Source organism: Actinomycetota bacterium, from assembly GCA_030776625.1.
In the GTDB taxonomy this organism is placed as follows: Bacteria; Actinomycetota; CADDZG01; order CADDZG01; family WHSQ01; genus MB1-2.
In genome coordinates, this window is sequence record JALYHL010000005.1 from 38,749 (window position 1) to 62,746 (window position 23,998).

Annotated in this window: 21 protein-coding genes and 1 tRNA gene; all 22 read left to right on the forward strand. The window is 65.1% G+C overall.

Features of this window, described 5'->3' with window-relative positions; genetic code table 11:
• Window positions 1–6 precede the first annotated feature (6 nt).
• The 22 genes from M3N53_09255 to rplW all read left to right on the forward strand — a co-directional run bounded on the left by M3N53_09255 (window position 7) and on the right by rplW (window position 23,996).
• Window positions 7–81 (forward strand) — tRNA-Trp (locus M3N53_09255).
• Between the two features lie 440 nt (window positions 82–521).
• On the forward strand, window positions 522–2,327 hold the full coding sequence (locus M3N53_09260; protein MDP9068509.1) for a hypothetical protein: 1,806 nt from the start codon (window positions 522–524) through the stop codon (window positions 2,325–2,327).
• A gap of 183 nt (window positions 2,328–2,510) precedes the next feature.
• Window positions 2,511–3,635, forward strand: coding sequence for a hypothetical protein (locus tag M3N53_09265; protein MDP9068510.1), 1,125 nt, complete (start codon window positions 2,511–2,513; stop codon window positions 3,633–3,635).
• Between the two features lie 156 nt (window positions 3,636–3,791).
• On the forward strand, window positions 3,792–4,085 hold the full coding sequence (secE, locus tag M3N53_09270; GenBank protein ID MDP9068511.1) for a preprotein translocase subunit SecE: 294 nt from the start codon (window positions 3,792–3,794) through the stop codon (window positions 4,083–4,085).
• On the forward strand, window positions 4,082–5,074 hold the full coding sequence (nusG, locus tag M3N53_09275; GenBank protein MDP9068512.1) for a transcription termination/antitermination protein NusG: 993 nt from the start codon (window positions 4,082–4,084) through the stop codon (window positions 5,072–5,074). Before secE ends, nusG begins: the two co-directional genes overlap by 4 nt.
• Before the next feature lie 11 nt (window positions 5,075–5,085).
• Window positions 5,086–5,520, forward strand: coding sequence for a 50S ribosomal protein L11 (rplK, locus tag M3N53_09280; protein MDP9068513.1), 435 nt, complete (start codon window positions 5,086–5,088; stop codon window positions 5,518–5,520).
• 62 nt (window positions 5,521–5,582) lie between these two features.
• Complete coding sequence (rplA, locus tag M3N53_09285) at window positions 5,583–6,308, forward strand: 50S ribosomal protein L1 (protein MDP9068514.1); 726 nt, start codon at window positions 5,583–5,585, stop codon at window positions 6,306–6,308.
• A gap of 73 nt (window positions 6,309–6,381) precedes the next feature.
• On the forward strand, window positions 6,382–6,930 hold the full coding sequence (locus tag M3N53_09290; GenBank protein ID MDP9068515.1) for a DUF2087 domain-containing protein: 549 nt from the start codon (window positions 6,382–6,384) through the stop codon (window positions 6,928–6,930).
• Window positions 6,931–7,108: 178 nt separating this feature from the next.
• Window positions 7,109–7,873 (forward strand): 50S ribosomal protein L10, encoded by a 765-nt coding sequence (rplJ, locus tag M3N53_09295; protein ID MDP9068516.1) that lies wholly within the window; start codon window positions 7,109–7,111, stop codon window positions 7,871–7,873.
• Window positions 7,874–7,875: 2 nt separating this feature from the next.
• Complete coding sequence (gene rplL, locus M3N53_09300) at window positions 7,876–8,268, forward strand: 50S ribosomal protein L7/L12 (GenBank protein MDP9068517.1); 393 nt, start codon at window positions 7,876–7,878, stop codon at window positions 8,266–8,268.
• 7 nt (window positions 8,269–8,275) lie between these two features.
• A complete protein-coding gene (locus tag M3N53_09305) occupies window positions 8,276–8,419 on the forward strand; it encodes a hypothetical protein (GenBank protein MDP9068518.1) in 144 nt (47 codons plus the stop codon).
• Between the two features lie 275 nt (window positions 8,420–8,694).
• Window positions 8,695–12,057, forward strand: a complete 3,363-nt coding sequence (gene rpoB / locus M3N53_09310; protein MDP9068519.1) for a DNA-directed RNA polymerase subunit beta — start codon at window positions 8,695–8,697, stop codon at window positions 12,055–12,057.
• 5 nt (window positions 12,058–12,062) lie between these two features.
• A complete protein-coding gene (locus M3N53_09315; GenBank protein MDP9068520.1) occupies window positions 12,063–15,968 on the forward strand; it encodes a DNA-directed RNA polymerase subunit beta' in 3,906 nt (1,301 codons plus the stop codon).
• 338 nt (window positions 15,969–16,306) lie between these two features.
• On the forward strand, window positions 16,307–17,452 hold the full coding sequence (locus M3N53_09320) for a hypothetical protein (protein MDP9068521.1): 1,146 nt from the start codon (window positions 16,307–16,309) through the stop codon (window positions 17,450–17,452).
• A 349-nt stretch (window positions 17,453–17,801) separates the two neighbouring features.
• Window positions 17,802–18,176, forward strand: a complete 375-nt coding sequence (gene rpsL, locus M3N53_09325) for a 30S ribosomal protein S12 (GenBank protein MDP9068522.1) — start codon at window positions 17,802–17,804, stop codon at window positions 18,174–18,176.
• Window positions 18,177–18,182: 6 nt separating this feature from the next.
• A complete protein-coding gene (rpsG, locus tag M3N53_09330; protein ID MDP9068523.1) occupies window positions 18,183–18,653 on the forward strand; it encodes a 30S ribosomal protein S7 in 471 nt (156 codons plus the stop codon).
• Window positions 18,654–18,781: 128 nt separating this feature from the next.
• The gene (fusA, locus tag M3N53_09335; protein MDP9068524.1) at window positions 18,782–20,833 is read left to right on the forward strand and encodes an elongation factor G; all 2,052 of its coding nucleotides are present in this window, start codon (window positions 18,782–18,784) and stop codon (window positions 20,831–20,833) included.
• 14 nt (window positions 20,834–20,847) lie between these two features.
• Window positions 20,848–22,038, forward strand: a complete 1,191-nt coding sequence (gene tuf / locus M3N53_09340; GenBank protein ID MDP9068525.1) for an elongation factor Tu — start codon at window positions 20,848–20,850, stop codon at window positions 22,036–22,038.
• Between the two features lie 29 nt (window positions 22,039–22,067).
• Entirely contained in the window at window positions 22,068–22,379 is a 312-nt protein-coding gene (rpsJ, locus tag M3N53_09345; protein ID MDP9068526.1) for a 30S ribosomal protein S10, read from the forward strand.
• Window positions 22,380–22,396: 17 nt separating this feature from the next.
• On the forward strand, window positions 22,397–23,056 hold the full coding sequence (rplC, locus tag M3N53_09350) for a 50S ribosomal protein L3 (protein MDP9068527.1): 660 nt from the start codon (window positions 22,397–22,399) through the stop codon (window positions 23,054–23,056).
• Window positions 23,056–23,700: a 50S ribosomal protein L4 gene (rplD, locus tag M3N53_09355; GenBank protein MDP9068528.1), complete on the forward strand. Its 645-nt coding sequence runs from the start codon at window positions 23,056–23,058 to the stop codon at window positions 23,698–23,700. The genes rplC and rplD overlap by 1 nt, the downstream gene beginning before the upstream one ends.
• Window positions 23,697–23,996 (forward strand): 50S ribosomal protein L23, encoded by a 300-nt coding sequence (gene rplW / locus M3N53_09360; GenBank protein ID MDP9068529.1) that lies wholly within the window; start codon window positions 23,697–23,699, stop codon window positions 23,994–23,996. The genes rplD and rplW overlap by 4 nt, the downstream gene beginning before the upstream one ends.
• Window positions 23,997–23,998: the final 2 nt, after the last annotated feature.

Sequence of the window (23,998 nt, forward strand, 5' to 3'; positions counted from 1 at the left end):
CGCATTAGGGCGGTAGCTCAGTCTGGTCAGAGCGCTGGTCTCCAAAACCAGTGGCCGGGGGTTCGAATCCCTCCCGCCCTGCTACGGCAAACCATGGAATCCCTCCCGCCCTGCTACGGCAAACCATGGGATCCCTCCCGCCCTGCTACGGCAAACCATGAGCGCTGGTCTCCAGCCGTGCCCATGGGCCGGGGGTTCGAATCCCTCCCGCCCTGCTGCTGCGTGGTTCCGGTAGCAGGCGACCCACTTCGCGCCTAGATCTTCACGAGGTGTGAAGGTTTCCGCTGGCGCAGAAACGGGCAGAAACTATGGTTTTTCTCCATTGACTAGTTAATCCCGGCGGGCTTTAAATGGCCCCGGGTGAGACAGCTTCCGGTCGTCGCGGGCCATTTCGGACACTTCTTTGTCCAGCCGTGAGTTCGTCGCGCCGACTCGTCTCCGGGCCGTCCCGCCGCTCGCGAGATGACGCACCTCTCCACCGGTAGCAGCGACTAGTCCCGTACGAAGAGAAGGGAGGCTCTATGCGCAAACGTAGAGGATCGTGGGTCGGCGTGATGTGTTTGATCGCAGCGCTGATCGTGCCAACGTCGGCCGGTGCGCACCCGGAGGAGGGTGACGGGATCCACGACTTCGAGGACTTCAGTGGTGGCGCCTACGGCTCGTCACACGGCAACGCAGATCTAGCTAGTCCGAACATGTTCCACACCGCGAACCGTCCGAACCCGTTCCGCACGAACTCGGATCTAGCTTTCTGGAAGGAGGGTGCCGTTCGCGGCCCCCACCAGGAGCTGGCCGCCGCCGCCAACTACAACGGCTTCCGGATCTTCGACATCCAGGACCCGGACAACCCGGTCCTCGTGAGCGAGATGCGGTGCCGAGGGCCGCAGAACGACGTCTCGTTCTACCGGGCCGAGGACCGGTTGCTGTTGATCCTGTCGGTGGACCGGCCGCAGACGACCGCCGAGTGCCCCACCAGCCAGGACACACCGGTCGGGTCCGGCGTACCGGCGTGCGAGGGCACGCCCGAGATCCCCGAACCGGAGTGTCCCTCGGCTGTCCGGCGGCTGGCCCAGCCCGGCTTCGAGGGTTTGCGCATCTTCGACGTCACTCGACCCGAGACCCCGGTCCACATCGCATCGGTACCCACCGCGTGTGGTTCACATACGCATACGACCATCGACGACCAGGACGACCACCGCGCCATCATCTACGTCTCGTCGTATCCGACGGGATTCAGCCCCACGCCTGCAGGCGCGGCAGATTTCGGCGGCCCCCGCTGCACGATCCCGCACGCACGCATCTCGATCGTGGAGATCCCGGACAAGGACCCGGAGGGCGCGCACGTACTAAAGGAGCAGTTCCTCCACGCCGACACGCTGCCGTTCCTCGGGACGGTCGGCTCCGGCGGGACCGGCGCGATCGGGTGTCACGACATCACCGCCTACTACGAGGACCAGAAGCAGGCTCCTGTGGGGGTGCAGGCGGCACAGGTCGAGAGCCCGCGCAGGGTGGCGGGCGCGGCCTGTCTCGAGGAGGGCCAGATCTGGGACATCACTCAGCCGGAGAACCCCACGACGCTGGGGCCGCACACCCACATCCGCAACCCGTTCATCACCTCGGGTGTCCCCGGCACGTTCAAGGGGTTGTTCCATACCGCCTCGTTCACGTGGGACGGCGAGATCCTGCTGTTCACCGACGAGTGGGGAGGCGGCGGCGCGCACGGCTGCGACGGGCCGCAGGACACCCGCGGCAATGTGTGGTTCTACAAGAACGTCGTACCGGGCACTCCGGAGGCTCCCACCTACGGGCGCTACATGATCCCGCGTCCCCAGCCTGCGCAGGAGGCCTGCACGCTGCACAACGGCAACGTGATCCCCACGAACGACGGGTATTTCGGAGTCTCGGGTGCCTATGAGGGGGGGACGTCCGTCTACGACTTCACCGACGTGCAGGACAACCCCGAGATCTTCCTCCAGCACGGCCCTGAGCCGGCGGACGCCCCGCCGGTTGTCGCGCGGGAGATCGCGTTCTTCGACGCACAGGGCGTCGACGGGCGCGGCCGGGACGACGTGTGGTCGTCGTATTGGTACAACGACCGCATCTTCGTGAACGGCGGGCTCGGGCGTGCGCATAACCCGGGTGGCCGAGGCTTTGACGTGTACAAGTTGCTGACCATCGGGGGCCGTTTGGTGGACGACAGCGGCAACCCAACGTTCCAACAGGGTGACGATCCCAATGATCCGCGGGTCCAGGAATACAAGACCCGCAAGCAGCCCTACTCGAACCCGCAGACGCAGGACACCTTCCTGAAGGTGGGAGGCTCCTAAGTCCCTGCGGGATCATCAGGAGTCGCAGCAGAGAGGCGGTCGCACAGCGCGGCCGCCTCTCCGTTCGTCATGTGACGACGAGCCTTGGTGCCTGAGACAAGTCTGTTGGAGTTGGCTAGGCACCGACCTGCCATCTCTAGGACGGTCGGAGGACTCGGCGGTGTTCGGTCGAACCCTTGCAGCATGAGCGGACGGTTCCGCCGCGTCGCGGGCGCGGCCCTGGCAACTCTGGTGGCCACATCGGCCTATTCCGCCACCGCGTCTCCCGTTGACGTCAGCGGCTCGATCCTGGAGGTCTCGAAGAAGGCGGGCCTCGGCCGGGTCGAGGTGCACGGCCGCATAGGTGCGGTCCTCCAACGGGACGAGGGCACGGTCGCGATCTTGGACACGAGCGATCCCGCTTCCCCGAAGGTGGTTGGGCGCTACGACACCGCCAAGGACTCGCTCGACGGCGAGCTCGCCTTCTCAAACGACGGCAAGTGGCTCTTCTATGCTCGCCAGACGAAGACCTTCGACGAGGAAGGTCTCCACGTTCTGGACGTCTCTGACCCGAAGAGCCCCAAGCTCGCCTTCTACCAGCCGGCCGGCGGGTCATACCGGGTCGAGTACGTGAAGCAGGGCGACGCCGAGTGGGTGGTCCTGCTCGACGCGATCGACGGTCTCGTGGTCTATCGCTTCAACAGCCAGACGGGTGCGCTGGTGCCGGTCCACGTCGATGCGCTCCCGGCGCTGAAGGTGGGGGGTCCTGCCTCCGCCGACATCGTCTACGACCCGAAAGACGACGTCACCGGAAAGCCTCTCCTCTATGTGACGACGGGCAAGACCGGCCTCCAGATCTTCGACTTCTCGTCTCCCGCGGCCCCGGTAGAGGTATCGAGTTGGGAGGAGGTCGGACTTGCCGAGATCGAGGTTGCGGCGACGAAGCGCTCCCGCACCGTGTACGCCGCCACCGAGTACTGGTTCAACAAGTCGCTTGCTCCCGAGGTCATCGCGCTTGACGCGACCGACCTCGGCAAAGTCGTCGAGCGGCGACGGCTGAGCCTGAAGCTCCCTCCGGAGGAGGGGACGTTCGTTCAGGGCATGGCTCTGGATGGTGACCGCCTCTACGTGGCCCACTCGACGAAGGGCCTGGTCGTGTTCGACACCGCTTCCGGCAAGGTCGTCGGCCGTCACATCCAGAAGGGCCAGCGCAACGAGATGGCCGGCGTCATGGCGTCCCCTTATGCGATCGACGTCGACCTCGTCGGCCGGGACCACCTCTACCTGACCGACGCCGCCACCGGGATCCTGGCAGCGCTGCGCCGCTAGCGAGCGCGCTCGATATACCGGCGTCCGAGACCGACCGTTGGGGGAGTGTGACCCGATGCTCCGGTCCCGCCGCCGTGCTAATCTTCTGGCTCATCCCCCCGCACCAGACCTTGTTTAGCGCGTCTGGCAGCGGATGAACGACGAAAGGGTCTGGCCGTGAACAGGCAGTACAAGCGGATGATGAAGAAGGAAGAGGACCGCAAGAAGGCCGCTCCTCGTCCGGCCGTCAAGGCTCCGGGAGCTCCAACCAAGAAGGAGCGAACGAAGCCGGGCCAGTTCTTCAAAGAGGTGGTCGCCGAGTTGAAGAAGGTCGCGTGGCCGACCCGCTCCGAGGTCGTGGCTTATTCGATCGTCGTTTTGGTGTCCTCCATCGTCGTCGCCGCCATCATCTTCGGCATGGACTACGTGTTCACCCAAGCCGTCCTTGCTCTTTACGGAGTAGAGCTATGACCGAGACGACGCAGACCGAGACGGACCTGAACGAACGAGAGCTCGTCGGGGACATCTCCGATGACACCACCGATACGGGTCAACCGCACGAGGACGCGCCGTCGCCCGGGGCCGTAGATCCTTCCGATGTCGTTGCGCCGCAGCCCGAGCCCGACGCGGACGCGACCAGCGCCGACGCGTCCGACGACGACTCGCCTTCGATCGATCCCGCCACCGCGCGCGCCGAGACCGGCGGCTCAGACATCCCCTCGGACGCCGACGTTCCCCGTGATGCCGGACCGCTGACGGTCGGCGTGGTCGGTGCGGGAACCGACAGCGAGGCCGCGCTTCCCGCGACGAAGCAGGAGGAGGTCGAGGCGGACGCGTCGGAGGGCGGCGTTGACGACGAGGCGGTGGCGGAGCTTGACGAGGACCAGCCTGCCGAGTTCTACGAAGACGACCAGCGCATCCCGCCGAACGAGCGACCCGGCGACTGGTACGTCATCCACACCTACGCGGGCTACGAGAACAAGGTGAAAGCCAACCTGAAGTCGCGCATCCAGTCGATGAACGTCGAAGACTCGGTCTTCGAGGTCGTCATCCCCATGGAAGACGTGATGGAGATCAAGCAGGGCAAGAAGCAGATCGTCCAGAAGAAGGTCTTCCCCGGCTATCTGCTGTGCCGCATGTACCTCGATGACGACTCCTGGTACGTGGTGCGCAACACCCCCGGCGTGACCGGCTTCGTCGGGTCCGGCGCCAAGCCGACACCGCTGTCGGACAAAGAGGTTGACCGCATCCTGCAGGTGAAGGCGGACCAGAAGAAGCTCAAGCCGCGCCTCGAGTTCGAGGAGCAGGAGAGCGTGCGCGTGACCTCCGGGCCGTTCGCCAACTTCACCGGCTCCATCTCCGAGATCAACGTGGACCAGAGCAAGCTCAAGGTCCTGGTCAACATCTTCGGTCGTGAGACCCCGGTCGAGCTCGGCTTCGACCAGGTCGCGAAGCTCTAGAAAGGAACACGATGGCTGGCCCACGCCGCAAGAAGGTCGCGCAGGTATTGAAGCTCCAGATCACCGGAGGCCAGGCAACACCCGCCCCTCCGGTCGGTCCTGCGTTGGGCCAGGCTGGGATCAACATCATGGAGTTCTGCAAGCAGTACAACGCGGCGACGCAACAGAACACCGGCACGGTGATCCCGGTCGAGATCACGGTCTATGAGGACCGCTCTTTCACGTTTGTCACCAAAACGCCGCCCGCGGCCGTCCTGCTAAGGCAGAAGGCAGGTGTGGACAAGGGTTCGGCCGAGCCGCACAAGACGAAGGTCGCCACGATCAGCCGCGACCAGGTCCGCGAGATCGCGGAGACGAAGATGCCGGACCTGAACGCGAATGACATCGACGCCGCCGTCAAGATCGTGGAGGGCACCGCCCGCAGCATGGGGATCACCGTTCAGTAACCACCCTTAGGAAGTGGGAGGAGGGCTAGCGCGCTCTCCGTTGACCACGAAGGAGGAGCAACATGCCGCACGGCAAGCGCTACAAAGAGGCAGCGACGAAGATCGACCGCGACCACCTTTACTCGCCGCGCGAGGCGATGAGGATCATCAAGGATCTCCCGTCGTCGAAGTTCGATGAGACGGTCGAGCTCAGCATCCGGCTCGGCGTCGACCCGCGCAAGGCAGACCAGATGGTGCGAGGCGCGGTCACGCTTCCCAAGGGCACCGGCAAGACGATGCGCGTCGCCGTCTTCGCCAAGGGCGAGAACGCCCGCGCGGCTGAGGCGGCCGGTGCCGACGTGGTGGGAGCCGACGACCTGGCCGACCGGATCTCGGGGGGCTGGTTGGAGTTCGACGCGGTGGTCGCGTCCCCGGACATGATGCCGGTTGTCGGGAAGCTCGGCCGAGTGCTCGGCCCGCGCGGCCTCATGCCGAACCCGAAGTCCGGAACCGTTACCGACGACGTGGGGCGGGCCGTTGGCGACATCAAGGGCGGTCGTATCGAATACCGCACCGACAAGCACGGCAACCTGCACCTGATCGTTGGGAAGAAGTCTTTCGACGAGTCTGACCTGATCGAGAACTACGCGGCGATCATCGACGAGGTCGTACGGGCCAAGCCGGCGGCGTCCAAGGGGCGGTACCTGAAGGGCATCGCGATCTCCACCACGATGGGGCCGGGCATCAGGATCGATCCTCAGAAGTCCAAGGACCTGCCCGACGAAGAGGTCGAAGCCGCATCTGCCTAAGCCGCCTCGACCTGCAGGGCATCTCACTGCACCTTCTCGTGGTGCGCTGCGGCGCGGCGCCGGGCGCTGACGAATGACGGACGGCGACGCCGAGCGGATAGTGGCCGCTCTGGCCGACAGGGACCGGCTGCGTGTCGTGGCTGCTTTGCTGCTGGATTCGTGCACGATCTCAGAGATCGAAACGACCAGCTCGCTCGACCTGAGGTCGATAGAGAAAGCGTTGAGCAGGCTCATCGCCGCGGGCTTGGTGACGAAGGATCGCCGCGGCTACCGTTTCGCCACCGAGGAGGTCCTCGCCGCCGCACGCTCCGCCGCAGAGCGTCGTTCGACCGAGGAGGGGCTCGGCCATCCACCGGCCGCGTCCAGCGTTCTACGCACGTTCATCCGCGACGGCCGCCTGATCACGATCCCGGCGGTTCGGGCGAAACGCCTGGTGGTTCTCGACCACCTCGCGCAAGAGTTCGACCCGGGACTGCGCTATCTGGAAAGGGACGTGAACCACATCCTGGCGCAGTACCACTCCGACGTGGCATCGCTGCGGCGCCACCTTGTGGACGAGGGTTTCATGGAACGAGAAGCGGGCGAGTACTGGAGAGCCGGCGGCACCTACACGATCGAGTGACCGGGTCCTCCGGCGGCTTTGGTAATCTCGCCTCCGCAATACAGCCCCAGACCGCCGGCGGGACCTAGTCCACTAAGCCCTCACGGGACCGGCGCAGGCGAAGAGATCGGCGCAGCTTTCTGGCGCGGTCACTCCTCCGCTGGGGTGACCGGTTTTTTGATGCCGAGAAAGGAAGCTGATGCCCAAACCTGACAAGGTGCAGGCGGTCGAGGACATCACCGGCCGTTTCCAGGAATCCACCGCGGCGTTGCTGACGGAGTACCGAGGCCTGTCGGTCTCGAACATCGGCGAGGTTCGCAACGCCTTGCGCGAGGTCGACGCGGATTACAAGGTCCTAAAGAACACGCTGGCCAGGATCGCAGCGCGCGAGGTGGGGATGGAGGATCTCGTCGCGCTGCTCGAGGGGCCGACCGCCATCGCCTTCTGCAAGGGCGACGCCGTCGCCGCGGCCAAGGCGCTCGACGAGGCCGCCAGGAAGTACCCGGTGCTGGTGATCAAGGGCGGCATCCTCCGGGGCAAGATCATGAACGCCGACCAGGCGAGGGCGCTCGCCAGCCTGGAGCCGCGCGAGGTCCAGCTGGCGAAGATCGCCATGATGATGAACACCCCGCTGCAGCAGACCGTCAACGTGTTCGCGGCGGCGCTGCGAGACCTCGGCTCGATGCTCGCTCAGGTGCTCTCGAAGAAGGAGTCGGGAGAGTTGCCGAGCGGTGACGGTGCCGCTGCAGCCGCCCCGGAGGCACCGGCCGCAGCATCGGATGCCGCGGCAAGCGACGAGACCGGCGACAGGGGGGCGGCCGAGGTCGCCGAGGTCGCTGCCGACACCGAGAGCGACACCTCGGATGAGGCCGCCGCCTCCGTCGCGGCCCCGAACGAAGCCACAGATGAAGAGTCAACCGAGACCGAGGCCGCCGCGGGCGGCGAGGATCAGAAGGAGGAATAGGGATGGCGCTTTCCCAAGAAGATGTTCTCGATGCAGTAGCTGGTTGGACGGTCCTCGAGCTCTCCGAGTTCGTGAAGGCCTTCGAGGAGAAGTTCGGTGTCACGGCAGCCGCTCCGGTCGCGTTCGCAGCTCCCGGCGCGGGTGGCGGAGCCGGTGACGGCGCCGCGGCGGTCGAGGAGGAGAAGGACGAGTTCGACGTCGTCCTGACGGCTGCAGGGGACAAGAAGATCCAGGTCATCAAGGAGGTCCGTGCCCTCACGAGCCTCGGCCTGAAGGAGGCCAAGGATCTGGTCGACTCGGCTCCGAAGCCGGTCCTGGAGAACGTAGCGAAGGACCAGGCCGAAGAGGCGAGGGCCAAGCTGGAGGGCGCAGGCGCGACAGTAGAGCTCAAGTAGCTGCGGCGTGAGTGACAGAGGGGCTTCGATAATTGCAGCCGCGCTCGTGGTCGCCGCGGTGATCGTCGGTCTGGGGCTTCGTGCGGTTGCTTCGGAGATAGACGACTTCAGCAGGATCGGCATCTACCAAGTGGAGCTCGTCAACCAATAGCGAGGGGTTGATTTCGCGGTCTGCCGGGCATATTGTCCCGGTAGCCGCCGGCCCCGCAGCCGGTCCACCTCGTTTCTGAGGGGTGGTTGACGGCGGCATTGGCGTGCGCCTATACTGCCTCTCTGCTGTGTCCAGCCCCCGATCGTTCGATTCGCCTTGTCGCGCGGCTAAGAACCGCCCAATGCGAGCCGGTCGAGGCAGGTCGAGAAGGGTTTAACGGGGCCCCTTCTTGACCCGATTCTCAGACCCCACGAAGGCAACTACAGGAGGCACGTTTGTCGTCTAACGCGCTGCGCGAACGCCGTTCTTTTGCCAAGCTCCAGGAGGTCCACCCGCTCCCCAACCTCATCTCAGTCCAGAAGGAATCGTTCGATTGGTTCCTCGAGGTGGGCCTGGGCGAGACGCTGAAGGACATCTCCCCGATCGAGGACTTCACCGGGAACCTGGCCCTGCAATTCCTCAGCCACCGGTTCGAAGATCCCAAGTTCGACGAGGACGACTGCAAAGAGAAGGACATGACCTTCTCCAAGCCTCTGTTCGTCACCGCCGCCTTCATCAACAAAGAGACGGGCGAGATCAAGGAGCAGACCGTCTTCATGGGGGACTTCCCGATGATGACGGCCAAGGGAACCTTCATCATCAACGGCACCGAGCGCGTTGTGGTGTCGCAGCTCGTGCGGTCACCGGGCGTCTACTTCGATCGTTCGATCGATAAGGCCTCGGACAAGGACATCTTCGCGTGCAAGGTCATCCCCGCCCGCGGCGCGTGGCTCGAGTTCGAGACCGACAAGAAGGACATGGTCGGGGTCCGCGTCGACCGCAAACGCCGCCAGAACGTCACCGTTCTGCTGAAGGCGCTTGGCTACGGTGGCGATGACGACATCCTCAAGCTGTTCGACGGTGCGGAGTCCATCGCGCTCACCCTCGAGAAGGACGCGATCCAGACCGAGGAAGACGCCCTCATGGACATCTACCGGAAGCTCCGTCCGGGTGAACCGCCGACGGTGGAAAGCGCCCGGGCTCTGCTGGACAACCTCTTCTTCAACCCCAAGCGCTACGACCTCGCTCGGGTCGGCCGCTACAAGGTCAACAAGAAGCTTGGCTTCAAGTCGGACGAGAAGACGATCCAGGAGTATGGCTCCGTCCTGCGCAAGGACGACATCCTGGCGACGATCAAGTACCTGGTCGAGCTCCACGCGGGGAACCCCGACTACGAGACCGACGACATCGACCACTTCGGCAACCGCCGGATCCGTCCCGTTGGAGAGCTGATCCAGAACCAGATCAGGGTCGGGCTGTCCCGGATGGAGCGCGTCGTGCGGGAGCGGATGACGACCCAGGACGTCGAGGCGATCACTCCTCAGACGCTGATCAACATCCGCCCGGTCGTGGCGTCGATCAAGGAGTTCTTCGGCTCAAGCCAGCTTAGCCAGTTCATGGACCAGACCAACCCGCTGGCGGGCCTGACGCACAAGCGCCGTCTGTCGGCCCTCGGTCCCGGTGGTCTGTCGCGCGAGCGCGCCGGCTTCGAGGTGCGAGACGTGCACTCCAGCCACTACGGGCGCATGTGCCCGATCGAGACGCCCGAGGGACCGAACATCGGTCTGATCGGCTCGCTGTCGACCTACGCGCGCCTCAACCGCTACGGCTTCATCGAGACCCCCTACCGGATCGTGAAGGACGGAAAGGTCTCGAACAAGATCGAGTACCTGACCGCGGATGAAGAGGGGCGGGCTGTGATCGCCCAGGCGAACGCCGTGTTGAACGACGACGGCACCTTCGGCGAGGACAAGGTCCTGGTCCGTGGGCGTCACAACGAGGTCGAGTACGTCGACCCGTCCGAGGTCGACTTCATGGACGTCTCGCCGAAGCAGATCGTGTCGGTCTCCACCGCTTGCATCCCGTTCCTCGAGCACGACGACGCCAACCGCGCGCTGATGGGGGCGAACATGCAGCGCCAAGCGGTTCCGTTGCTGCGTCCACAGGCGCCGATCGTGGGAACCGGGCTCGAGCGCCGCGCCGCGGTCGACGCCGGTGACGTGATCGTCGCCGACTTCAACGGCACGGTCGAGGAGGTCACCGCGGAGCGGATCGTGCTGGCGCCCACCGGCAGCGGTGCGGGCGAGCGCAAGGTCTACAAGCTCGACAAGTTCCGCCGCAGCAATCAGTCCACCTGCATCAACCAGCGCCCGGTTGTGACCGAGGGCCAGAAGGTCAAGAAGGGCGACATCCTGGCCGACGGCCCCTCGACGGACAAGGGCGAGCTTGCGCTCGGCGCGAACCTGCTGGTCGCCTTCATGTCATGGGAGGGCTACAACTTCGAGGACGCCATCATCCTGTCCGAGCGCCTCGTGAAGGACGACATCCTCACCTCGATCCACATCGAGGAGCACGAGGTCGATGCTCGCGACACGAAGCTGGGCGCCGAGGAGATCACGCGGGATATCCCGAACGTCTCCGAGGACGTGCTGGCCGACCTCGACGAGCGCGGCATCATCCGCATCGGCGCAGACGTCGGCCCCGGCGACGTCCTGGTCGGAAAGGTCACTCCCAAGGGAGAGACCGAGCTCACTCCGGAGGAGCGCCTGCTGCGCGCGATCTTCGGCGAGAAGGCCCGGGAGGTGCGCGACACCTCGCTGAAGATGCCCCACGGCGAGACCGGCAAGGTCATCGGCGTCCGTGAGTTCAGCCGCGACAACGGCGACGAGCTCCCGCCGGGCGTCAACGAGCTGGTGCGCGTCTTCGTTGCCCAGAAGCGCAAGATCTCCGAGGGCGACAAGCTCGCCGGACGCCACGGCAACAAGGGCGTCATCTCGAAGATCCTTCCGGAGCAGGACATGCCGTTCCTCGCCGACGGGACACCGGTCGACATCATCTTGAACCCGCTGGGAGTCCCGTCGCGGATGAACCTGGGCCAGGTGCTGGAGACACACCTGGGCTGGGTAGCCAAGCAGCGGTGGGAGGAAGAGCTCGCCGAGCCGGCGCCCGCGGGCGCATGGCGCAAGACGGAGGCGACGCACGTCGAGACGCCGGTGTTCGACGGTGCCCAGGAAGACGAGCTGCTGGCGGCGATGCGCACGACGGCTTCCAAGCCGAGCGAGTACGCGCTCGTGAATGAGATCGGCAAGGCGCAGCTGTACGACGGTCGCTCGGGCGAGCCGTACGACGGGCTCATCACGGTCGGCTTCAAGTACATCCTGAAGCTCAGCCACCTGGTCGACGACAAGATCCACGCTCGCTCAACCGGCCCTTACTCGATGATCACGCAGCAGCCTCTGGGCGGAAAGGCGCAGTTCGGCGGGCAGCGCTTCGGCGAGATGGAGGTGTGGGCGCTCGAGGCATACGGCGCCGCCTACTGCCTGCAGGAGCTGCTGACGATCAAGTCCGACGACGTGCTCGGCCGCGTGAAGGTCTACGAGGCGATCGTCAAGGGCGAGAACATCCCCGAACCGGGCATCCCCGAGTCCTTCAAGGTGTTGATCAAAGAGATGCAATCCCTCTGTCTGAACGTCGAGGTGCTGTCGGCGGAGGGCGAGGAGATCGAGATGAAAGAGATCGACGAAGACATCTTCCGCACCGCGGAGGAGCTGGGAATCGATCTGTCCCGTCGTGAGCCGTCATCGGTCGAGGAGGTTTAACCACTTTGTTAGACGTCAACTACTTCGACGAGCTGCGGATCGGTCTCGCTACCGGAGACCAGATCCGAGCGTGGTCGAACGGCGAGGTAAAGAAGCCGGAGACCATCAACTACCGGACCCTGAAGCCGGAGAAGGATGGCCTCTTCTGCGAGAAGATCTTTGGCCCCACGAAGGACTGGGAGTGCTACTGCGGTAAGTACAAGCGCGTTCGCTTCAAGGGCATCATCTGCGAGCGGTGTGGCGTCGAGGTCACGCGGGCGAAGGTCCGTCGCGAGCGCATGGGTCACATCGAGCTCGCGGCCCCCGTAACGCACATCTGGTACTTCAAGGGCGTTCCGTCCCGCCTCGGTTACCTCCTCGACATCGCTCCGAAGGAGCTCGAGAAGGTCATCTACTTCGCGGCGTCGATCGTCACGGACGTCAACGACGACAAGCGGCACAAGGACCTGCCGCGTCTCGAAGAAGAGGTCGGCAAGGAGATCGCCAAGATCGAGGGCGACCGCGACCGCCGCCTCGAGGAGATCCTGAAGGAGACCGAGGGCCGTCTCGAAGAGATGGAGGCGCGCAAGGCGCGTTCTTCCGAGAAGACCGCGGCGAAGAACCAGTCCGAGCGTCAGCAGAAAGAGGTCCGGGACCGCGCGGACCGGAACATCGGTCTCGTCCAGGCCACGCTCGACAAGTTCCGCGACCTGCAGCCCAAGGAGATCGTCGAAGACGAGGTCCTGTGGCGCGAGCTGAAGGATCGTTACGGCGACTACTTCAAGGGCGGCATGGGCGCGGAGTCGATCAAGGACCTGCTCGCGTCCCTCGACCTCGACACCGAGGCCGAGGAGCTGCGCGACCTCATCAAGACCGGTAAGGGCCAGAAGCGCCAGCGTGCGATCAAGCGTCTGAAGGTGGTCGCGCCGTTCACCGACGTGAACAAGAAGAACTCGCCGCTCGGCATGGTGCTGGACTGCGTCCCCGTGATCCCGCCCGACCTCCGCCCGATGGTGCAGCTGGACGGTGGCCGCTTCGCTACCTCCGACCTGAACGACCTCTACCGCCGCGTCATCAACCGCAATAACAGGTTGAAGAGGCTCCTGGACCTCGGCGCCCCCGAGATCATCGTGAACAACGAGAAGCGCATGCTTCAGGAGGCGGTCGACGCTCTGTTCGACAACGGCCGTCGCGGCCGCCCGGTCACCGGACCGGGGAACCGTCCGCTGAAGTCGCTCTCGGACATGCTCAAGGGCAAGCAGGGCCGCTTCCGTCAGAACCTGCTCGGCAAGCGCGTGGACTACTCCGGTCGTTCCGTGATCGTGTCGGGGCCCACCCTGAAGCTCCACCAGTGCGGCCTGCCGAAGCAGATGGCGCTCGAGCTCTTCAAGCCGTTCGTCATGAAGCGACTGGTGGACCTCGGTCACGCGCAGAACATCAAGAGCGCCAAGCGGATGGTCGAGCGCAGCCGCGCCCACGTGTGGGACGTGCTCGAGGAGATCATCCACGAGCACCCCGTGCTGCTCAACCGCGCTCCGACGCTTCACCGTCTCGGCATCCAGGCGTTCGAGCCGGTGTTGGTCGAGGGTAAGGCGATCCAGATCCACCCGTTGGTGTGTGTGGCCTTCAACGCCGACTTCGACGGGGACCAGATGGCCGTTCACGTGCCGCTTTCATCCGAGGCGCAGGCGGAGGCGCGGCTACTGATGCTCTCGGCGCACAACGTGCTGTCGCCCGCGAACGGCGACCCGATCGTCGCGCCGACCCAGGACATCATCCTCGGCGTCTACTACCTGACGGTCGACCGTGAGGGCGAGCAGGGTGAGGGCAAGGTCTTCTCGTCCGCCGAGGAGGTCTACAAGGCCTACGACGCGAAGGTGATCGGCATCCACGCCCCGGTGAAGGTGAGAGGCCTCAAGCGCTTCGAGGACGAGCCGGCCGAGGAGTTCGACGCGAACCCCAAGCGCATCAAGGAGACCACCGTGGGGCGCGTCATCTTCAACGAGGCCTTCCCGGAGAACTTCCCCTTCCAGAACACGGTGTTCCGCAAGAAGGAGCTGTCGGCGCTGATCGACCGGATCGCGCGCACCTACGACAAGAAGGAGCTGTCGGAGACCCTCGATGCTCTGAAGAACACCGGTTTCCGCTACGCCTCCAAGGCCGGTGTGACCGTCGGTCTGGAGGACGTCACGACGCCCGCCAAGAAGCCGGAGATCATCGCCACGCACGAGAAGATGGCAGACAAGATCGAGAGCCAGTACCGCAAGGGGATCATCACCGACGACGAGCGTCGCCAAGAGCTGATCGAGGTCTGGACCGAGGCGTCCGAGCAGGTGAAGGACGAGATGGAGAAGTCCTTCGAGGCCGACGTCTTGAATCCCATCTGGATGATGGCCCACTCGGGAGCTCGAGGAAACATCATGCAGATCCGTCAGATCGCGGGTATGCGAGGCCTCGTCGCGAACCCGCGCGGCGAGATCATCCCGCGGCCCATCCGCTCCAACTTCCGCGAGGGATTGACGGTTCTCGAGTACTTCATCTCCACCCACGGCGCCCGTAAGGGTCTGGCCGACACCGCCCTCCGCACCGCAGACTCGGGGTATCTGACCCGGCGGCTCGTGGACGTCAGCCAGGAGGTCATCGTCCGCCAGGACGACTGTGGCACCGACCGCGGGATCACGCTCGACGTGCAGGCGGAGCGCGCTCACCTCAAGCAGAAGCTGATCCACCGCGTACTGCTGGAGGACGCGACGGCACCGGATGGCTCCACGGTCGCCGCGGCCGGCACCGAGGTGGCCGCGGCTCTGGCGAGCGAGATCGCCGAGGGCGGCGTCCAGAAAGTCGTCGTCCGCTCCGTCTTGACGTGTGAGGCCAAGTACGGCGTGTGCCAGAAGTGCTACGGGGTTTCGCTGGCGACCGGTCGGCTGGTCGAGATGGGCGAGGCCGTCGGCATCGTGGCCGCGCAGTCGATCGGCGAGCCCGGAACGCAGCTGACGATGCGTACCTTCCACACCGGCGGCGTGCGTTTCAGGGGCGGCTCGGACATCACGAGTGGTCTGCCGAGGGTCGTCGAGCTGTTCGAGGCTCGCACGCCGAAGGTCAAGACCGAGATCGCCCGGGCGTCGGGTCGGATCCAGATGCACGAGGACGAGCGCACTCGCTCGATCGAGTTGATCCCCGACGACGGGAGCGAGCCGATCACCTACAAGATCGGCCGTTACGACGACGTGCTGGTGAAGGACGGCCAGACGGTGAACGTCGGGGACTCGCTGACCGAGGGCTCGAGGGACCCCGATGAGGTGCTTGAGGTCATGGGTACCCGCGATGTGCAGCTGTACTTGGTGAACGAGGTCCAGCGGGTCTACCGCAACCAGGGTGTCCCGATCCACGACAAGCACATCGAGCTGATCGTTCGCCAGATGCTGCGCAAGGTGAACGTGATCGAGCCCGGCGACACGGAGTTCCTCCCGGGCCAGCTGGTCGACGCGAAGACCTTCTCGGATGCGAACGAGGCAGTGGTCTCGGGCGGCGGCGAAGCCGCAACGGCTCGTCCCATCCTGATGGGCATCACCAAGGCCTCGCTTGCCACCGAGTCCTGGCTGTCGGCGGCGTCCTTCCAGGAGACCACCAGGGTGCTGACGGAAGCGGCGATCAACGCGAAGTCCGACCCGCTGTTGGGCCTGAAGGAGAACGTCATCATCGGCAAGCTGATCCCAGCCGGCACCGGGATGAGCCGCTACCGCTCGATCCGGGTCGTGACGACCGGCGAGGGTGCGATGTCGGACGACGAGGCGAGGGCGATGTTCGGTCTTCCGCCCCGGGAGCAGTCCGACGACGACATGGCTTCCTTCATCGGCCTGTCGGCGGTGCCTTCGGGCGACGGCGACGAAGAGGTGAACGTGGCAGAGGAGGCGACCTCGGCCGCCGAGTAGTCACGGTCGGCGAAGCCGACCGTTCGTGCTGCGAGATCCTCGGCTCACGCCGAGTTTCTCGGAGTAGTCCGGGTCGGCTAACCGCCGACCATTCGTGCTGCCAGGTCCCTGGCTGTCGCCAGGGCCCCGGGAGTAGTCCGGGTCGGCTAACCGCCGACCATTCGTGCTGCCAGGTCCCTGGCTGTCGCCAGGGCCCCGGGAGTAACAACGACAAGCGCTAGAAGAGGCCCCCGGGAGACCGGGGGCCTCTTTCTTTCACGGCCGTCGCATTTCGGAGCAGCGAAGCGCGAGGCTGGGGCGTCATGAACGAAACGGCTAAGAACATCAGGAGGGAAACGATGAGCGGAGGGCGGGGGCTACTCAGCCTCGTCTCGGTTGTGGTGGCGGCAACCTCCCTGACCCTGACGCCGGCGGCAGCGCAAACGCCGACGTGCTTCGGGCGCGAAGCGACGATCGTGGGCGCCGGCTACGTCAGGGGAACCCCGGGTGACGACGTCATCGTGACCACCAACGGCGGGAACCTCGTGGACCGGATCAACGGGCGGGGCGGGGACGATCGCATCTGCTCCGGCGACGGCAAGGACTTCGTGCGCGGGGCGGCGGGTAATGACCGCATCCGAACCGGCGGACGCCGCGATGACATTCACGGCGGGCGCGGTAAGGACGTCATCTTCACCGAGCGTTCAGAGGATTGGATCAAGGGCGGTCCAGGCGGGGACCGGATCGACGGCGGTCTCGACAGCGACACGATCGAGTCCGATGACGGCAACGACGTCGTGGACGGCGGCTCAGGGCACGACATGATCCTGGCGAATCCGGGCGACGACTCCTTCGAGGGGGGAGACGGTGCCGATTCGCTCTGGTACCAGAAGAGATGGGAGAACTATGACTACGACGCCGGCTCCGTCACGGTCGATCTAGAGGCTGGTACCGCGGCCACCCCCGACGGCGACGACCGCGTGTCGGGGTTCGAGACCGTTGCGGGCACAGAGGGCGACGACAGACTGCTCGGGTCCGCCCTGTCAGAACGTCTGCTTGGCTACGCGGGTGCGGACACGATCAGGGCTCGTGGGGGCGACGACGTGTTGGTCGGGGACGAAGAATCGGACAAGGTTGGGAGCGATGTGCTCGACGGCGGCGACGGGGTGGACATCGTCGACTACGCGGGGGCATACGAGTTCGGAGTCACGGTCGATCTGGCAGAGGGAACGTCGACCGGGCAGGGAACCGACGCCTTGGTGGGGATCGAGAACGTCGGCGGCACGACGCGAGCCGACACGATCAGGGGAGACGACGGGGCGAACCTCCTTGATGGCGAGGGCGGTGACGATGTCATCGACGGTCGTGGAGGTGACGATGTCCTCCTCGGCGGTACGTCCGACGATCAGCTGGACGGAGGCGCCGGGGTAGATAGTGCCGATGGTGGCGACGGGATCGATTCCTGTCAGAACGCCGAGACCGTCACCGCCTGCGAGCAGCCTTAGCACGCACGGGTCAGGGGGTTTGACCGCCTAGTACCCGTGTCGTATCCTTGCCCGTCGCGCCCCTGAGGGGGCGCCATCCGCGCCGCCGGACGGTGCGGAACCCTAGCAACAGCCCGAGCTCGGTGAGCTTCGGCAGGCCCGGTTGCCCCGGGAACCGTCGGAGTCGGGGTACATCGCTGAGCGACGAGTCGTCTGGAGGACAAACCGGCCTACGCCGGCTCCTATCTCCGGGCTAGACCGTGAAAATGCGCCGATCTCGGCGTGCATAGAGGTGAGGTGCGCCTGCCCACAGGCAGGCGAAGCGGAATGCCGGGCGCGAGCCTGGCTCGAGAACGAAGGAGCTGTCTAGGTGCCGACCATCCAGCAGTTGGTCCGCCAGGGACGTGAGTCCAAGCGCGAGAAGTCGAAGTCGCCCGCCCTCAAGGGTTCGCCACAGCGACGGGGCGTCTGCACGCGCGTCTACACCACGACGCCTAAGAAGCCGAACTCGGCCCTTCGGAAAGTTGCCCGCGTACGCCTCACCTCCGGCATCGAGATCACCGCATACATCCCTGGGATCGGTCACAACCTGCAGGAGCACTCGATCGTGCTCGTCCGCGGGGGCCGAGTGAAGGACCTCCCGGGCGTCCGCTACAAGATCATCCGGGCAGCTCTGGACACCGCCGGCGTCCGCGACCGCGTCCAGTCGCGCTCGAAGTACGGCGCGAAGAAGGCAGGGGGTTGATAACCGATGCCTAGAAAAGGCCCGGCTCCTCGCCGGGAGCTCCTTCCCGACCCGATCTACCAGTCGCTGCTGGTGACGCAGATCCAGAACCGTCTCATGACCAGGGGCAAGCGGAGCCTGGCGGAGGGCATCGTCTACGACGCGCTGAAGAAGGTCGGCGACAAGACCGGCAAGGACCCACTTCCGCTCCTCAAGAAGGCGGTGGACAACATCAAGCCGCTGCTAGAGGTCAAGTCGCGTCGCGTCGGCGGTGCTACCTACCAGGTGCCGGTGGAGGTTCAAGGTCGCCGAGGTACCACGCTCGCGATCCGCTGGTTGGTGACGTTCTCGCGCAAGCGCAGGGAGCGCAGCATGGCCGACCGCCTCGCCGGCGAGATCCTCGACGCTTCGGGCGGCGCCGGCTCCGCGGTCAAGCGCCGTGAAGACATGCACAAGATGGCCGAAGCGAACAAGGCGTTCGCTCATTACCGCTGGTAGGGGACAGATAACAGATGGCTGAAGCAGCACAGAAACAACAAGACAAGGGGCCACAGCTCCGCGAGGTAAAGGGCGGCGCGACCCACATCCGCGAGTACCCGTTGAGCCATACCCGCAACATCGGGATCATGGCCCACATCGACGCGGGCAAGACAACGACGACGGAGCGCATCCTCTATTACACGGGCAAGACCTACAAGATCGGTGAGGTCCACGAAGGTGCTGCGGTCATGGACTGGATGGTCCAGGAGCAGGAGCGCGGGATCACGATCACGTCCGCCGCGACGACCGCCCACTGGAAGGGCTATTGGATCAACATCATCGACACGCCGGGCCACGTCGACTTCACCGTCGAGGTCGAGCGCTCACTCCGCGTTCTGGACGGCGCCGTAGCAGTCTTCGACGCGGTGGCCGGCGTCGAGCCGCAGTCCGAGACGGTTTGGCGCCAGGCCGACCGGTACAACGTGCCGCGCATCTGCTTCGTGAACAAGATGGACCGCACGGGCGCCGACTTCTACCGGACCGTCGGCATGATCGAGGACCGCCTCAACGGGACGCCCGTCGTGATCCAGCTTCCGATCGGCTCCGAGGACAACTTCCACGGCGTCGTCGATCTCGTCACGATGGTGGCGCACTACTGGCCCGACGAGGGCCACGGCGAGCAGTGGGAAGACCGTCCCATCGCCCAGGACATGCAGGCCGATGCGGACAAGTACCGCCACGACCTGATCGAGGCGCTCGCCGACCACGACGAGGAGCTCATGGAGCTCTACGTCGCGGAGGAGGATCCGAGCGTCGAGCAGCTACGCAAGGCCCTGCGGCGCGCGACGGTGGCGGGCGAGATCACCCCGGTGCTGTGTGGAACGGCTTTCAAGAACAAGGGCGTGCAGCCGCTGCTCGACGCGGTCACCTGGTACCTGCCGAGCCCGCTCGACGTGCCCCCCATGCAGGCCACGCGACCGGGCACCGGCGAGATGGTCGAGCGGAAGCCGGACGACATGGCGCCGTTCTCCGCCCTCGCCTTCAAGATCATGAGCGACCCCTTTGTCGGGCGCCTCACCTACCTACGCGTCTACTCCGGAACCCTGAAGAGCGGCGAGAGCATCCTCAATGCGTTGCGCGATCGCAAAGAACGCATCGGCCGCATCCTCCAGATGCACGCGAACCACAGGGAGGACAAGGACGCGGTCTTCGCGGGCGACATCGTGGCCGTCGTCGGGCTGAAGAACACCCTTACGGGCGACACCTTGTGCGACCCGAAGGATCCGGTGCTGCTCGAAGAGATGGTCTTCCCGACCCCGGTGATCGACGTCGCGATCGAGCCGAAGTCGAAGCCCGACTCCGACAAGCTCGGCAACGCGTTGCAGAGGCTCGCGGAGGAGGACCCCACCTTCCGCGTCCACACCGACGAGGAGACGGGCCAGACGATCATCTCGGGGATGGGGGAGCTCCACCTCGACGTGTTGGTCGACCGGCTCATCCGTGAGTTCAAGGTGGGCGCCAACGTCGGCAAGCCGCAGGTCGCCTACCGCGAGACGATCAAGAACCCCGTCGAGAAGGTCCAGGTCAAGTATCAGAAGCAGACCGGCGGCAAAGGCCAGTACGCCGACTGCGTCATCGCCATCGAGCCGACGGGCCCCGGCGGCGGTTATGAGTTCGTCAACAAGATCACCGGTGGGCGCATCCCCTCGGAGTACATCCCGGCGGTCGACCAGGGCGTTCAGGAGGCGATGTCTTCGGGCGTCATGGCCGGGTATCCCGTCGTCGACGTGCGGGTCACCTTGATCGACGGCTCGTACCACGACGTGGACTCGTCCGAGATGGCCTTCAAGATCTGCGGCTCCATGGTTTTCAAAGAGGCCGCGAAGAAGGCGAAGCCGGCGCTGTTGGAGCCCGTCTTCGACATCGAGGTCGTCACGCCCGAGGAGTTCATGGGCGACGTCATCGGCGACATATCGAGCCGCCGCGGCCGCGTCGAGGCGATGGACCAGCGCGGATCGGATCGGATCGTGAAGGCGCAGGTTCCGCTGTCCGAGATGTTCGGCTACGTGACTGAGCTTCGCAGCCGCACGCAGGGTCGCGCCAGCTCGTCGATGCAGTTCAACTCGTACCAGGAAGTACCGCAGTCCATCGCTGAAGAAGTCGTAGCTCAGGTCCGTGGCGAACCGGCAGGTAAGTAGGAGGAGAGAAGGCCATGTCTAAGCAGAAGTTCGAGCGCACGAAGCCTCACGTAAACATCGGCACGATGGGTCACATCGACCACGGCAAGACGACCCTCACCGCCGCCATCACCAAGGTGCTGTCGGAGAACAACCCGAACGTGCAGGCCATGGCCTTCGACCAGATCGACAAGGCTCCGGAGGAGAAGGAGCGAGGTATCACCATCGCCATCGCTCACGTCGAGTACGAGACCGACAACCGTCACTACGCCCACGTCGACATGCCCGGCCATGCCGACTACATCAAGAACATGATCACGGGTGCCGCCCAGATCGACGGCGCCATCCTCGTGGTCTCGGCGGCGGACGGGCCGATGCCGCAGACGCGTGAGCACGTGCTGCTCGCCCGTCAGGTCAACGTCCCGTACATCGTGGTTGCGTTGAACAAGGCCGACATGGTCGACGACGAGGAGCTCCTGGACCTCGTCGAGCTCGAGGTGCGCGAGCTCCTGACCGAGTACGAGTACCCCGGCGACGACACCCCGGTCACCCGGGTATCGGCGCTGAAGGCGCTCGACGGCGACGCCGAGGCCGCAGCTCAGGTTCTCGAGCTGATGAAGACAGTTGACGAGTACATCCCCGAGCCGGAGCGTGACACCGACAAGCCGTTCCTCATGCCGATCGAGGACGTGTTCACGATCACCGGTCGTGGAACCGTCGTCACCGGCCGTGTCGAGCAGGGCCAGCTGAAGGTAGGCGAGGAGATCGAGATCGTCGGCATCGAGGAGAAGACCTCGAAGACCGTCGTGACGGGCATCGAGATGTTCCGCAAGATGCTCGATGAGGCGCAGGCCGGAGACAACGCCGGGATCCTTCTGCGTGGAACGAAGAAGGACGAGGTGCAGCGTGGTCAGGTCCTTGCGAAGCCCGGCTCGGTGACGCCGCACACGAAGTTCAACTCGCAGGTCTACATCCTGAGCAAGGACGAGGGCGGCCGCCACACGCCGTTCTTCAACAACTACCGCCCGCAGTTCTACTTCCGGACCACCGACGTGACCGGCTCGATCAAGCTCCCGGATGGCACGGAGATGGTGATGCCCGGAGACAACACCGAGATGGAAGTCCAGCTCATCCAGCCGATCGCGATGGACGAAGGTCTCCGGTTCGCCATCCGCGAGGGTGGCCGCACCGTCGGCGCGGGTCGCGTCACGAAGATCATCGAGTAACTCACAGCATCTAGAGAAAGACACCAAACATGGCGAACGGGATGAAGATCAGGATCAGGCTGAAGGCGTATGACCACGAGGTCATCGACCAGTCGGCGAAGAAGATCGTCGAGACGGTGACCCGTACCGGCGCCAGCGTGAACGGCCCGATCCCTCTTCCGACCGAACGTTCGGTCTACACGGTCATCCGTTCGCCGCACAAGGACAAGGACTCGCGCGAGCACTTCGAGATGCGCACACACAAGAGGTTGCTCGACATCGTGAATCCGACGCCCAAGACGGTCGACTCGCTCCAGCGTCTCGATCTGCCGGCCGGCGTCGACATCGAGCTCAAGCTCTAGGAAGAAGGCTTACGTAGATGGCAACGGAGACGAAAGGGATCCTCGGTCGCAAGATCGGGATGACTCAGGTCTTCGACGACGCCGGTCGCGCTGTTCCGGTGACGGTCGTCGAGGCCGGGCCCTGTCGCGTCGCGCAGATCAAGCGTCCCGACACCGACGGTTACTCCGCGATCCAGCTTGCCTTCGGGACGCCCAGGAAGACGAACAAGCCGATGGCGGGCCATCTCGGCAAGGCGAACATCGACGCCGCGCGGCATCTCGTCGAGCTGAGGCTCGATGACATGGCGGGCTACGAGCTCGGTACGGAGATCAAGGCGGACGTGTTCGAGGCGGGCGAGAACGTCGATGTGATCGGCGTGACCAAAGGCAAGGGGTTCGCCGGCGGGATGAAACGCCACAACTTCCACGGACAGTCGGCGACCCACGGAACGCAGGCGAAGCACCGTTCGCCGGGGTCGATCGGCCAGGCCTCCACCCCGTCGCGCGTGTTCAAGGGGACGCGCATGGCGGGGCAGATGGGACACCGCAGGGTCACGACGCTGAACCTGAAGGTGATCAAGGCCGACGCAGATCGGAACCTGCTTCTCATCCGCGGCGCGGTCCCCGGGCCGCGCGGGTCGCTGGTGATGGTCCGCTCCGCGGTCCGCCTGCGTCAGCGCAACGAGAGGAGGGGCTAGTGGCCAAGCTCCAAGCCACCGTCATCGACGCGACCGGCGCCTCTACCGGGACCCGGGATCTGCCCGAGGAGATCTTCGGCGGTGCCGTGAACGTCCCCCTGATGCACCAGGTGGTGACCGCGCAGCTCGCCGAGGCGCGCTCGGGCACGGCATCCACCAAGACACGGTCGGAAGTGCGAGGCGGAGGAAAGAAGCCGTGGCGTCAGAAGGGAACCGGCCGCGCCCGTCACGGGTCCACCCGGAGCCCGATCTGGTCCGGCGGTGGTGTGGTCTTCGGCCCGAAGCCGCGCAGCTACTCGGTGAAGGTCAACAAGAAGATGCGTGCCGCTGCGCTGCGCAGCGCGCTTGCCGACAAGGCGAACGCGGGTCAGATATGGATCCTGGACGGCTTCACCGACGCCAAGACGAAGGCTGCCGCCGCGGCGCTGAAGGCGGCCGGCATCGGCGGCCGTGTCCTCCTCGTGCTCGATCCCGAAGACGAGGGGGCCGTAACCGTCGATAGAGCCTTCCGGAACCTCAACAATGCGGCTTTCTCGCTCGTCGGCTCGGTTGGCACCTACGACGTGCTGGTGGCGGAGTCGGTCATCTTCACGGGGTCTTCCTTCGAACGCTTCACGAACAAGACGAAGGAGGGAGCGGCGTGAGCACCAAGGGCGACCCGCGCGATGTGATCCTGGCTCCGGTGGTGAGTGAGAAGTCGTACTCGCTGCTGGACCAGAACGCCTACACCTTCTACGTCCACCCCGACGCGAACAAGGTCGAGATCCGTCAAGCGGTGGAGACGATCTGGGGCGTCAAGGTGATCAACGTCAACACCGTGAATCGCAAGGGCAAGACGAAGCGGTTCCGTTACACGCAGGGGAAGCGACCTGATTCGAAGCGCGCCGTGGTGAAGCTTCGGGCGGGCGACAAGATCGAGATCTTCGAGCAGCAGGGCTAGGG

Bases quoted from the DNA above. Each gene is read 5' to 3' on its own strand.
- rplJ (MDP9068516.1), top strand. From the start codon at position 7,109: ATGCCCAAACCTGACAAGGTGCAGGCGGTCGAGGACATCACCGGCCGT.
- M3N53_09265 (MDP9068510.1), top strand. From the start codon at position 2,511: ATGAGCGGACGGTTCCGCCGCGTCGCGGGCGCGGCCCTGGCAACTCTG.
- nusG (MDP9068512.1), top strand. From the start codon at position 4,082: ATGACCGAGACGACGCAGACCGAGACGGACCTGAACGAACGAGAGCTC.
- fusA (MDP9068524.1), top strand. From the start codon at position 18,782: ATGGCCCACATCGACGCGGGCAAGACAACGACGACGGAGCGCATCCTC.
- rplK (MDP9068513.1), top strand. From the start codon at position 5,086: ATGGCTGGCCCACGCCGCAAGAAGGTCGCGCAGGTATTGAAGCTCCAG.
- rpsJ (MDP9068526.1), top strand. From the start codon at position 22,068: ATGGCGAACGGGATGAAGATCAGGATCAGGCTGAAGGCGTATGACCAC.
- tuf (MDP9068525.1), top strand. From the start codon at position 20,848: ATGTCTAAGCAGAAGTTCGAGCGCACGAAGCCTCACGTAAACATCGGC.
- M3N53_09320 (MDP9068521.1), top strand. From the start codon at position 16,307: ATGAGCGGAGGGCGGGGGCTACTCAGCCTCGTCTCGGTTGTGGTGGCG.
- rplC (MDP9068527.1), top strand. From the start codon at position 22,397: ATGGCAACGGAGACGAAAGGGATCCTCGGTCGCAAGATCGGGATGACT.
- M3N53_09260 (MDP9068509.1), top strand. From the start codon at position 522: ATGCGCAAACGTAGAGGATCGTGGGTCGGCGTGATGTGTTTGATCGCA.
- rplL (MDP9068517.1), top strand. From the start codon at position 7,876: ATGGCGCTTTCCCAAGAAGATGTTCTCGATGCAGTAGCTGGTTGGACG.
- rpsG (MDP9068523.1), top strand. From the start codon at position 18,183: ATGCCTAGAAAAGGCCCGGCTCCTCGCCGGGAGCTCCTTCCCGACCCG.
- M3N53_09290 (MDP9068515.1), top strand. From the start codon at position 6,382: ATGACGGACGGCGACGCCGAGCGGATAGTGGCCGCTCTGGCCGACAGG.
- rplA (MDP9068514.1), top strand. From the start codon at position 5,583: ATGCCGCACGGCAAGCGCTACAAAGAGGCAGCGACGAAGATCGACCGC.